The sequence below is a fragment of the Rhodanobacter sp. OR92 genome (assembly GCF_000427545.1).
GTDB lineage: Bacteria > Pseudomonadota > Gammaproteobacteria > Xanthomonadales > Rhodanobacteraceae > Rhodanobacter > Rhodanobacter denitrificans.
This window is the reverse complement of record NZ_ATYF01000016.1, coordinates 97754-109269: the sequence shown is the minus strand read 5'-3', so window position 1 is coordinate 109269 and position 11516 is coordinate 97754. Positions and strand designations below refer to the sequence as shown.

Sequence of the window (11516 nt, the reverse complement as noted above, 5' to 3'; positions counted from 1 at the left end):
CCGGCCACCATCAACCGGCAAGACGCGCCAGCGAAACGGGCCGGGTGGGCACGGCCCCGCCGCGGCATTTGCGCACCCATAACTGCGGCCGCGGCAAGGCTTCCAGTTCCAGCCGCAGCGCGGCCGGTGATGCGTTGGAAAGATGGGAGCGGTCGCGGAACACGAAGGCGAGCGCCTGCCCGCTGGTCGCCGCCACCTGCAGCCGGCGCAAGGCGCGATCGTCGGCCCGCCGCGGCCACGCCAGCACCGCGGCACAGCTTCCCGAGCGCAGGCATTGCTCGGTGGCCCAGAGCACGTCCTTTTCGACGGCATCGATGATGTCCACCCGGCGCATGTCGACGCCCTGCTGCCGCCAGCCGGCGACGCATGGCGCATATGGCGGCGATACGATCACCACGTTGCGCCGGCTTCGGGTCAATCGCGCCAGCGTGGGCAGCACCAGGCGGAGTTCGCCCACGCCATCGACGGGCAGCAGGATCTCCGACAGCGACGCATCGGGCCAGCCGCCTTCAGGCAGCAGGGCATCGAGTGCGCGCCACCCGGTGGGCTGGTTACCGGCCGGAACCCCGGCAGCGTGCCCCCGCCAAACCTGACGCGCATCGAGCAAGGCGGAAAGGGGAACCACGGCGTTCATCAACTGCCCCGCAGCAAGCCGGCGAACAGGCCTTCGATCGCGAAATCCTCGGTGGGATCCACGTCGATCGGACGAAAGCCCGGACTGTTGGGCAGCAGGCGCACCATGTCGCCTTTCCAGTACAGCCGCTTGATCGTGAAACGGTCCCCGCCCACGCGCGCGGCCACCACTTGGCCGTGGCGGGCCACCGGCGTGGCGTGCACCGCCACCAGGTCGCCGTCGAAAATGCCCTCCCCGCGCATCGAATCGCCGACCACTTTCACCAGGTAGTCCGGGCGCAGTCGGAACAGCGCGCGCGAAACACGCAGGCGGCGATCGACCCGCGCCTCCGAAAACAGCGGTTCGCCGGCCGCGATGCGACCGATCAGCGGCAGCTCCAGCGTGTCCGCATCCATCGGATCGGGCTCGCGCACCAGCCGGATACCGCGGGCGCGATGGGGTTCGAGGGTCAGCCGGCCTTTCGCTTCAAGGGAACGCACGTGCTTGAGCACCGCGCTGACGCTGTCGATGCCCAATGCCTCGCCAATTTCCTCGAGAGTGGGCGACTGTCCATCGCGCTCGATCCGCGCACGGATGAAGGCAAGAACGTTCGACTGGCGCTGGGTGATCTGGATGGTCATGGTCCGTATAGTTTCACCTAAACAGGTGAAAATCGAGAGTAAAAGAAAAACCACGCCGTAGCACCCCGATGGATCAACGGCTTGGCGAAGCAATCGCATCCAGTTTCGAAGGTGAGGCGGACTCCAGCGTCACCCGTCGCCATCTCAAGGAATGAGAGGGCGGCCCGCTGCCCTGCCCGCCCCTCGCGCATATGCGCATGCGACAGCCAACCTGCGGCACGCACCTGTTCCGCGAAGCCCGGGATCGCAGGAGAATCAGACGTGCCCTCTTCTTCCGGCGTTTCCCCCGGCTGCCTTGATAAGCGTGCAGGAACAGCCATCTTCCACCTGTATCCGAATCACGACAGGAGGCTCCGCATGCCCCGTTACACCAGGAACCCCGAGGTGTTGTCGCGGCTCAGCACCGAACAGTACCGGGTCACCCAGCAGAGCGGCACGGAGCGTCCCGGCACCGGCGAATACCTGCACAACCAGGAACCAGGCATCTACGTCGATGTCGTGTCGGGCGAGCCGCTGTTCGCCTCGACCGACAAGTTCGAATCGGGCTGCGGCTGGCCCAGCTTCACCCGGCCGATCGAGCCGGCCCACGTCCACGAACGGCGCGACGCCTCGCACGGCATGATCCGCACCGAAGTGCGCTCGGTGCACGGCGACAGCCACCTCGGCCACGTCTTCTCCGACGGCCCGGCCGATCGCGGCGGCTTGCGCTACTGCATCAACTCGGCCTCGCTGCGCTTCGTCCACCGCGACGACATGGCGGCCGAAGGCTATGGCGACTACCTGGACCAGGTAGAGGACGTGCGATGAGTACCGAACGCGCCATCCTGGCCGGCGGCTGTTTCTGGGGCATGCAGGACCTGATCCGCCGCCAGGACGGCGTCGTCTCGACCCGGGTCGGCTACAGCGGCGGCGACGTGCCGAATGCAACTTATCGCAACCATGGCAGCCACGCCGAGGCGATCGAGATCGTGTTCGATCCAGCGCGTATCGGCTATCGCGCGCTGCTGGAATTCTTCTTCCAGATCCACGACCCGTCCACGCCGAACCGGCAGGGCAACGACCGCGGCAGTTCCTATCGCTCGGCGATCTTCTACACGTCCGAGGAGCAGAGGCGGATCGCCGAGGACACCATTGCCGACGTCGACGCCTCGGGCCTGTGGCCCGGCAAGGTGGTGACGGAAGTGGCGCCGGCTGGCGATTTCTGGGAAGCCGAGCCGGAGCACCAGGACTACCTGGAACGCTATCCCGACGGCTACACCTGCCACTTCATCCGGCCGGGCTGGAAACTGCCCCGCCGCCAGAAGGCCGGCTGACCGGGGCATCAGCGCCCGAAGATGATTTCCTTGCCTTCGTGGTCGCGATCCCAGCCGCGCAACTGGTCGCGGATGTGGGCGATGCGCTGGCGGCCGAGCGCATTGCGCTCCTCGTCCAGCACCTGGCCGTCCAGCAGTTCGGCCAACCGTTGCGCCGTGGGCAGCATGGCATCCCACGCGTCCAGCGCAGGCAGCGGTGCCGGCAGAGTCATGAAGAAGCTCACCCCGGGCGTGCGCAAGGCATCCAGCCGTGCCAAGTCGAAATTGCCGGGCTTGAGCATGTTGGCGACACTGAAGATCGGCCCCAGCTCGCGCTTGCCGTCGACCAGGCGGTGGTAGATGCCCATGTCGCCGAATTCCAGGCCGGCTTTCTCGGCAGCGACGACGAGGTCCGGCCCGTGGAAACGCCCGCCGTCGCGGGCCACCACGAACAAGGTGACGATGCGCTCCACCGGCAGCTGGGGTGGGCGGCGGCCAAGGTCGGAGCGCGGCGGTATTCCGGAGGCTGGCGTGGCCACGGACGCCGTCGCCGGCGCGGGAGCTTCCTCTGCGGCGGGCGAGAGGTCCGCCGCGACTACCGGCTCGCCGGAACTGGGTGCGCGCAGAGCATCGATGATCGAGGCGACATGGTCGGCCAGCTTGGGTTGCTGCCTGGGCCTGCCCCTCGGTGCCGCGGCGGGTAGCGGAGCCTTGGCGCGCTCGCCGGACAGGGTGGCGCCCAGCCGTTCGAGTTCCTCGCGCAGCCCCACCTCGAGTTCGCCCTGCTGTGGCCGCGCATCGCCGATGAACGGTTCACCCGCAACCGGCTCGCTGCCCGGTTCGCCCAGGGTAGGTTCGCGGCGCTCGCCAGCGTGCGGGTCCATCACTGTCCTGCGCCTGCCCTGTTCCTTCTTCGGCTGACCGAACAGCCAGATCAGCGCCAGCACGATCACCCCGACGATCAGCATCGGGACGCCGACGGCAGGGTTCCAGGCAAAGGCAATCGTCATCATCGGTTCCTTCAGGCAGCTCCCGCCAGTTTAGCCGCTTCGGCCAGGTCCACCTGCACCAGCCGCGACACGCCGGGCTCGCGCATGGTCACGCCGCACAGCTGGGTGGCCGCTTCCATCGTCGCCTTGTTGTGGCTGATGAAGATGAACTGCACCTTCTCGCTCATCTCGCGCACCATGCTGGAGAAGCGTCCCACGTTCGCCTCGTCCAGCGGCGCGTCCACCTCGTCGAGCAGGCAGAACGGCGCCGGATTGAGGCTGAAGATCGCGAACACCAGCGACACCGCGGTCAGCGCCTTCTCGCCGCCGGACAGCAGGGTGATGTTGGATACGCGCTTGCCCGGCGGCCGCGCCATGATCGACACGCCGGTATTGAGCAGGTCGTCGCCGGTCAGTTCCAGGTAGGCATGGCCGCCGCCGAACAGGCGCGGGAACAGTTCCTGCACGCCGGCGTTGACCTTGTCGAAGGTTTCCTTGAAGCGCTGGCGGGTCTCGCGGTCGATCTTCTTGATCGCGCCTTCCAGCGTCTCCATCGCACTGACCAGATCGGCCAGCTGGTTGTCCAGGTAGGTCTTGCGCTCGCTCTGCTCGGCATGTTCCTGGATCGCGGCGAGGTTCACCGGCTCCAGCCGCGCAATCTTCTGGCCGATGTCGCCGAGCTGCGCGCGCCACTGGCTGGCGTCGATGTCCTCGGCCAGTTCGGCCAGCAGGGTTTCCAGCGCCAGGCCGGACGCGCCGATCGCCTCGGCCAGCTGCTCGGCGCGCAGCTGCAGCGCCTGCGCGGCGAGGCGCTTCTCGGACAGGCCCTCGCGCAGGCTGGCCAGGCCCTGCTCCGCCAGATGCCGCTGCTGCTCCAGCTTGCGGAATTCGACGTCGCAGTCTTCCAGCGCGCGGCGCGCCTCGACCAGTTGCTTGTCGACCAGCAGGCGCTGGTCCAGGTAAGCCTGCCGTTCGGCTTCGAGTTCGGCGATCGGATCGGAGCCGGCGGCGAGCTGTTCGGTGATCTCGTTGCGACGCGCCTCGATCTGGCGCAACTGGGCGTCCATGCGGCCCAGCGCCTGCTCCAGCGAGCTCAGCGAGGATCGCTTCGACTCCAGCGCCAGCGCCAGCGCATGCGACTGCTCGGCGGCCTCGCGTGCGTTCATGCGCGCTTCTTCGCGCGCTTCGAGCAGCGCGCGGCGTTCGTTTTCCAGTTCGCGACGCTGGTCTTCCAGGTCGCCCATCAGGCCAACCGATTCGTCCAGCCGCGCACGCGCCTCGCGGGTCTGGCTCTGCAATTCGTCGAGCTGGCCCGCCAAGTCGTTCAGCTCGCCATTGACCTTTTCGGCGCGGGCGCGGGCGGTTTCCAGCTTGCCGCGGTGACCCTGCAACTGGCCGGCCAGTTCCGACTGGCGGCGATGCGCGTTGTACAGCTCGCGCTGCGCGTCGTCGCGGGCGCGCTCGGCCTCGAACTTGCTGATGCGCAGCGCGTCGAGGCGCTCGCCAGATGCTTCCAGTTGCGCTTCCAGCGCGGCGACCTGTTCGGCCAGCAGGCGCAACTCGCGCTCACGCGCCAGCACGCCGACCTGACTGCCCTGCGCACGGCGCACGCGCGCCCAGCCCGGGCCCAGCCATTCGCCGCTACGCGTGATTACCGACTGGTACGGCGCCAGCGCGGACAACGAGGCCACCTGCCGGTGCGCGTCGTCCAGCGACTCGGCGGTGAGTACGTGGCCGAGGATGGTCAGTGCCGCCGCCGGACCGCGCACGTGCGCGGCCAGCGTGCCGGCGGTATGGGCGCCACCGTCGGCGGCGTCGAGCAGCGCCACGTCGGCGCTCTCCAGCGCCGCGAATTCGGCGGCCAGCGCGTGCGAGCCGTCCACCAGCACGCTGTCGAGGAAACCACTCAAGGCGGTTTCGACGGCGGTTTCCCAGCCGTTTTCGACTTGCAGCGATTCGCCGAGGCGGCGTGACTTGTTCAATCCGAGGCGGGCCAGCCAGCCGCTGGCGGCGTTTTCTTCCTGGCCCAGTGCGGCGTGCTGCAGCGCCTCCAGCGAGGCCTGCCGACCGCGCGCGGCCTGCAGCTGCTGGCGCGCCTCGTTCAGCGCCGACTGCACCTGGCGCTCTTCCTCCAGCACCTTCTCGTGACTGGACTTGTGCTGGTCGAGCAGACCGCCCAGCGTCTCGACGCGCTCGCGCTGGGTTTCGTGTTCCTCGACCAGTTGCTGGCCGGCGGCGTCCAGCGCGGCCACGTCGGTGGCCTTCTGCTCCGCTTCCAGCGCCTCACGCCGACGCGACAGGTCGATCGCCTGGCGATCGAGATAGTTGAGCTTGGTGCGTTCCACCTCGGCCGCGCGGTTGGATTCGCCGGCGTTGCGGGTGTGGCTGTCCCAGCGCTGCTGCCAGTCGGCCAGCTTCGCCTCGGTGCTGCGCTGAACTTCGATGGTGTCGTCCTGCAACTGCTGCAGGGCCTCGAGTTTCGGCTCGCCTTCGGCCAGCGCCAGGCGCAGCACCTCGACCTGCTCGCGGTCGGTGGCGATGTGCGCGGCCAGCTCGGCGTGCTCGCGCTCGGCATCGCCGTGGGCGCGCTGCAGGCGATCGGCGGTTTCCTTGTTGTAGCGAACCTGCTGCTCGACCCGGGCAATCTCGGCGCCGACCTTGTACACCTCGGCCTGTACCGCGTTCAGGTGTTCGCTGGCGTCGGTGTGGCGCTCGCGCACGCTTTCCAGTTGCGCCTCGATCTGGCGCTGGCCGGCCAGCTGCTTCTCGATCTCGATCTCGGCGGCGGAGAGCACTTCGCCTTCGCCGTCGTGCTGGCTCTTCAGGCCGCGGTATTCCAGCGCGCGCAACTCGGCTTCCTTGCGCGTCTGCTCTTCCTTCAAGGCCTTCCAGCGTTCGGCCGCACGGGCCTGGCGGTTCAGGTGTTCGAGCTGCTTGTCCACCTCGTCGCGCACGTCGCGCACGCGGTCGAGGTTTTCGCGGGTGGCCTTGATGCGGCTCTCGGTTTCCTTGCGGCGTTCCTTGTACTTGGAGATGCCGGCGGCCTCTTCCAGGTGCGTGCGCAGTTCTTCCGGGTGCGCCTCGATGATCTGGCTGATCATGCCCTGCTCGATGATCGAGTAGCTGCGCGGGCCGAGGCCGGTGCCGAGGAACAGGTCGGTGATGTCGCGTCGGCGGCAGCGCGCGCCGTTGAGGAAATAGGCGGACTGGCCGTCGCGGGTAACCTGGCGCTTCACCGAGATCTCGGCGTACTGGCCGTACTCGCCCTGGATCGAGCCGTCGGCGTTGTCGAAGATCAGCTCGACCGTGGCCTGCCCCACCGGCTTGCGCGTGTTGGAGCCGGAGAAGATCACGTCGGTCAGCGAATCGCCGCGCAGGCGGCTGGCCGCACTCTCGCCCATCACCCAGCGGATCGCGTCGATGATGTTGGATTTGCCGCAACCGTTCGGGCCGACCACGCCGATCATGTTGCTCGGCAGGTGCAGGGTGGTCGGGTCCACGAAGGACTTGAAACCGGCGAGTTTGATCGTGGTCAGGCGCATGCGGTCATCAATGGGTCATCGGTAGTGCCCGCACAGTCCGGGCGACAAGTCACTGTGCCAAACGCGGGACGGCGCTGCAATGCGTTTCCGCATGAAGTAATAGCTGAAGGATTCAATATAACTTATTGTTTGAAAGCTATTTGTTTTTTGCGTCGATTGACAGTGCGTGGATTCCGTTATCCATCAGCCCGTCCAGCGCCGCATAAACCAGGCGATGGCGGCGGATCGGCAACAGCCCGGCGAACGCGGGGCTGACGATGCGCACGTGGAAATGGCCCCTGCCCTCGCCGGCATGCCCGGCATGCAGGTGGCCTTCGTCGACGATTTCCAGCTCGGTCGGCGCCAGGGCCTGGGTCAGGCGCTGGCGGATTTGTTCGATCATCGCCTCGCTCACACCGGCAAGGCCTTGCGGAACGGCTTGATCTGCACCTCGGCATAGACGCCAGCCGCCACATAGGGGTCGGCATCGGCCCAGGCGCGGGCCTCGGCCAGCGACGGGAACTCGGCCAGGATCAGGCTGCCGCTGAAGCCGGCCGGGCCCGGATCTTCGGACTCGATCGCCGGGAACGCGCCGGCCACGAACAGCCGCCCCTCGTCCAGCAGCGCCTGCAAGCGCGCGATATGCGCCGGACGCACGCCCTTGCGCTTCTCCAGCGAGTCGGCAACGTCCGTTCCGAGGATGGCAAACCACATGATGCAGGCTCCGGGCTTCGGCGAAACCGCAAGTTTAACCCACGCCGCCGCTCAGGCGTTCCGCGCGGCCGCAGCCAGCTGCGCCGTGTCGACGCGCACGAAGACCGAATCGCCCAGCGCGGTCATCACCTCGCCGGCGTAAACCTCGCACAGCACGCGGGTCTTGCGCCCGACCTCGCCCTCGACGCGTGCCTTCAGCGTCAACGGCACGTCCATCGGCGTGGGTTTGAGGAACCTGATGCCGAGACTGCCGGTGACGCAGTCGATGCGCGGCTTGCTGTCCGGCGCGCGATGCTCGGCACGGTAGTGGTAGGCCATCGCGGTCCAATTGGAATGGCAGTCCACCAGCATCGCGATCAGGCCACCGTAGACCAGCCCCGGCCACCCGTGGAAATCGGCGCCCGGCAGATGGGTGCTCACCACGTGCACGCCGTCCTCGTGCCAGTGGCTCTTGATGTGCAGGCCATGCGGATGGGCGCTGCCGCACAGCCGTAGCAAACGCCGTCGGGTGCGGCCAGGTCCTGCAGCGCGGGCGTGTCGACACTCACGCCTCCGGCCGCATGTACGGAAACAGCAGCACGTCGCGGATCGAGGACGAGCCGGTCAGCAGCATCACCAGCCGGTCGATGCCGATGCCGAGCCCGCCAGTGGGCGGCAGGCCCACTTCCAGTGCGCGGATGTAGTCGGCGTCGAAATGCATCGCCTCGTCGTCGCCGGCGTCCTTGGCGTCGACCTGGGCCTGGAAGCGCGCGGCCTGGTCCTCCGGGTCATTCAACTCGGAGAAACCATTGGCGATCTCCTTGCCGCCGACGAACAGCTCGAAGCGGTCGGTGATGCCCTTGTCGGTGTCGCTCTCGCGCGCCAGCGGCGACACCTCCACCGGATGGTCGGTGATGAAGGTGGGCTGGATCAGGGTGTGTTCGACGGTCTTCTCGAAGATTTCCAGCAACAGCTTGCCCCAGCCGTAGTTGTCCTTGACTTGCACGCCGAGCCGCTTGGCGTGCGCGGCCATCGCCGCGCGGTCGCGCAGTTCCTCGCGCTTGATGCCGGGGTTGTGCTCCAGCACAGCATCCTCCATGCGCCAGCGGCGGAAGGTCGGGCCGACGTCGATCGCGGCGCCGTCCCACTCCAGCTGCGTGGTGCCCAGCACGGCCTGAGCGGTATCGCGGATCACCGCTTCGGTGAGGTCCATGATCTCGTGATAGGTGGCGTAGGCCTGGTACAGCTCCAGCATGGTGAATTCGGGGTTGTGCCGGGTCGACACGCCCTCGTTGCGGAAGTTGCGGTTGATCTCGTAGACGCGGTCGAAGCCGCCGACCACCAGGCGCTTGAGATAAAGCTCCGGCGCCACGCGCAGGTACAGGTCCAGATCCAGCGCGTTGTGATGGGTGACGAACGGCTTGGCCGTGGCACCGCCGGGAATCACGTGCATCATCGGCGTCTCCACTTCCATGAAGCGGCGCGACGGCGCTTCCAGCCACTGGCGCATGAAGCCGATGATCTTCGAGCGCAGCATGAAGGTGCGCCGCGCCTCCTCGGTGACGATCAGGTCGACGTAACGCTGGCGATAGCGCTGCTCCACGTCGGCCAGACCATGGAACTTGTCCGGCAGCGGGCGCAGGCTCTTGGTCAGCAGGCGCAGCCGGTCGACCCGGACGGAAAGCTCGCCGGTCTTGGTGCGCATCAGCACGCCTTCGGCGCCCACGATGTCACCCACGTCCCAGCCCTTGAACGCCTCGTAGGCCTCGCCCAACGTGCCCTGGTGGATGAACAGCTGGATGCGCCCGCTGAAATCCTGCAGCTGCACGAAGCTGACCTTGCCCTGCACGCGCTTGAGCACGATGCGCCCGGCCATCTTCACCCGGCGCACCGCAGCCTCGACCGCCTCGGCCGTGTGCACGTCCTTGTCGGCGAACTCGGCCTGCAAATCACCGGCGAAGCTGTCGACCTTGAAGTCGTTCGGGAACGCAATGCCGTGCCCGCGCAGCGCCTTCAGTTTCTCGCGACGCTCGGCAACGAGTCGATTGACGTCCGGCTTGTTCTCGTCGACGGGCTGGGTATCGGTCGCTTCGCTCATGGATGGTTCCGTGGCTGCCGGCGTGCGCCGGGCAGCGAATGTCTCGTGGATGTGCCAGTGATGGGTCAGGGAAAAAGCGGCGTGCCCGCAGGTACTCAACCGTCCTTGCCGAACACCTGCTTCACCGCGTGCTTGGTGGCGTCCCAGCCCTCGCGTGCGCCATGACCGACGGCGATGCCGGCCTTCTTCGCGCCGTGGCCGATGCCGGTGCCGGCCTCCTTCGCGCCATGCCCGATCTTCTTGGCGACATGCTTGGTGGCGTGGCCGACATCCCGGGCGCCATCGGCGACGCCGTGGCCGACCGCCTTGGCATCCTGCTTGATGCCCTGGCCGGCACTGCCTTGCTGCGACTGCGCTGCCGCGCCGAACGCCGCCAGCGCGGCAAAGGTGATCAGGATCGCGCAGATCTTCTGGCTGTTCATGCGGGCACCTCGTCAGTGGGCGGAGCGGAAGGAATCAGGCGTTACGCATCGGCGCGCTTGGCACCGGCTTCGAGGCCGGATTTCAGGCTCGCCTCGATGAACTCGTCGAGGTCGCCGTCCAGCACCTTCTGGGTGTCCGAACGCTCGATGCCGGTGCGCAGATCCTTGATGCGGCTCTGGTCGAGCACGTAGTTGCGGATCTGGCTGCCCCAGCCGATGTCGGACTTGGTCGCTTCCAGCGCATCCTTCTCGGCATTGCGCTTCTGGATCTCCAGTTCGTACAGCTTGGCGGCCAGCATCTTCATCGCGGTGTCGCGGTTCTGGTGCTGGCTGCGGCCGGTCTGGCAGGCCACCACGGTGTTGGTCGGGATATGCGTGATGCGCACCGCCGACTCGGTCTTGTTGACGTGCTGGCCGCCGGCACCGGACGAACGGTAGACGTCGGTCCGCAGGTCGGCCGGGTTGATCTCGATGTCGATGTCGTCGTCGACTTCCGGCGAGACGAATACCGAAGTGAAGCTGGTATGCCGGCGGTTGTCCGAATCGAACGGGCTCTTGCGCACCAGCCGGTGCACGCCGATCTCGGTCTTCAGCCAGCCGTAGGCGTAATCGCCTTCCACGCGGAACGTGGCGGACTTGATGCCGGCCACGTCGCCGCCGCTGACCTCCATCAACTCGGTCTTCCAGCCGCGCGATTCGCACCAGCGCAGGTACATGCGCAGCAGCATCTCGGCCCAGTCCTGCGCCTCGGTGCCGCCGGCGCCGGCCTGGATGTCGACGAACGCGTTCATCGCGTCCATCTTGCCGGAGAACATGCGCTGGAACTCCAGCTTGCCGACCTGTGCCTCGAGCTTGGCCAGGTCGTCGGTCACCGATCGCGCAGTGTCGTCGTCGCCGTCGGCGATCGCCATCTCCAGCAGGTCGCCGGCGTCATTCAGCCCGGCAGTCAGCGTGTCGATGCCGTGGACGATGGTGTGCAGGCGGGCACGCTCGCGGCCCAGTTCCTGCGCGCGTGCCGGGTCGTCCCACACGGTGGGGCTTTCCAGTTCACGGGTTACTTCTTCCAGACGCTCGCTTTTCGCAGCGTAGTCAAAGATACCCCCTAAGCGACTCGACCCGGCCACGAAGGTCGGCGATCTGCGCATGGATGGGATTGGTCTCGATCATGTCGGTATCAGGGTTGGATGCAAGCGCTCTAGGATAACAGACGCCCCCGTGCGGACGCACCGCCGCGCCAGCAGCGACAC

The 11516-nt window shown here is 67.2% G+C and carries 12 protein-coding genes; 2 read left to right on the top strand and 10 right to left on the bottom strand.

The window, feature by feature from the left end; translation table 11 throughout:
• Window positions 1-10: 10 nt before the first annotated feature.
• Together imuA and lexA are read right to left on the bottom strand one after the other, a co-directional pair.
• Entirely contained in the window at window positions 11-634 is a 624-nt protein-coding gene (gene imuA, locus RHOOR92_RS0110250) for a translesion DNA synthesis-associated protein ImuA (RefSeq protein ID WP_027490181.1), read from the bottom strand.
• The gene (gene lexA, locus RHOOR92_RS0110245) at window positions 634-1254 is read right to left on the bottom strand and encodes a transcriptional repressor LexA (RefSeq protein ID WP_027490180.1); all 621 of its coding nucleotides are present in this window, start codon (window positions 1252-1254) and stop codon (window positions 634-636) included. Before lexA ends, imuA begins: the two co-directional genes overlap by 1 nt.
• 357 nt (window positions 1255-1611) lie before the next feature.
• Here lexA and msrB point away from each other — a divergent pair, with 357 nt between their 5' ends.
• Complete coding sequence (msrB, locus tag RHOOR92_RS0110240) at window positions 1612-2061, top strand: peptide-methionine (R)-S-oxide reductase MsrB (protein ID WP_015447561.1); 450 nt, start codon at window positions 1612-1614, stop codon at window positions 2059-2061.
• Window positions 2058-2567 (top strand): peptide-methionine (S)-S-oxide reductase MsrA, encoded by a 510-nt coding sequence (msrA, locus tag RHOOR92_RS0110235; RefSeq protein ID WP_027490179.1) that lies wholly within the window; start codon window positions 2058-2060, stop codon window positions 2565-2567. Before msrB ends, msrA begins: the two co-directional genes overlap by 4 nt.
• Window positions 2568-2575: 8 nt before the next feature.
• Here the strand turns inward: msrA and zipA are convergent, their stop codons facing one another.
• From zipA to prfB, 8 genes are all read right to left on the bottom strand, one after another.
• Window positions 2576-3556: a cell division protein ZipA gene (gene zipA / locus RHOOR92_RS0110230; protein ID WP_007508438.1), complete on the bottom strand. Its 981-nt coding sequence runs from the start codon at window positions 3554-3556 to the stop codon at window positions 2576-2578.
• Between the two features lie 11 nt (window positions 3557-3567).
• Window positions 3568-7077: a chromosome segregation protein SMC gene (smc, locus tag RHOOR92_RS0110225; protein WP_027490178.1), complete on the bottom strand. Its 3510-nt coding sequence runs from the start codon at window positions 7075-7077 to the stop codon at window positions 3568-3570.
• Between the two features lie 136 nt (window positions 7078-7213).
• Window positions 7214-7459, bottom strand: coding sequence for a BolA family protein (locus RHOOR92_RS0110220; protein WP_015447559.1), 246 nt, complete (start codon window positions 7457-7459; stop codon window positions 7214-7216).
• A gap of 8 nt (window positions 7460-7467) precedes the next feature.
• A complete protein-coding gene (locus RHOOR92_RS0110215) occupies window positions 7468-7770 on the bottom strand; it encodes a YciI family protein (protein ID WP_007508445.1) in 303 nt (100 codons plus the stop codon).
• A 51-nt stretch (window positions 7771-7821) separates the two neighbouring features.
• Window positions 7822-8268: a hotdog domain-containing protein gene (locus RHOOR92_RS18665; protein ID WP_231378363.1), complete on the bottom strand. Its 447-nt coding sequence runs from the start codon at window positions 8266-8268 to the stop codon at window positions 7822-7824.
• 46 nt (window positions 8269-8314) lie between these two features.
• Window positions 8315-9847 (bottom strand): lysine--tRNA ligase, encoded by a 1533-nt coding sequence (gene lysS, locus RHOOR92_RS0110205; RefSeq protein WP_027490177.1) that lies wholly within the window; start codon window positions 9845-9847, stop codon window positions 8315-8317.
• A gap of 95 nt (window positions 9848-9942) precedes the next feature.
• Window positions 9943-10269, bottom strand: coding sequence for a hypothetical protein (locus tag RHOOR92_RS0110200; RefSeq protein ID WP_015447556.1), 327 nt, complete (start codon window positions 10267-10269; stop codon window positions 9943-9945).
• Window positions 10270-10310: 41 nt separating this feature from the next.
• Window positions 10311-11436 (bottom strand): peptide chain release factor 2 gene (gene prfB, locus RHOOR92_RS0110195; protein WP_099047132.1). Its coding sequence is split into 2 segments (ribosomal slippage): window positions 10311-11360 and window positions 11362-11436, totalling 1125 coding nucleotides; the frame shifts between segments, so codons are not numbered across the junction.
• Window positions 11437-11516 lie beyond the last annotated feature (80 nt).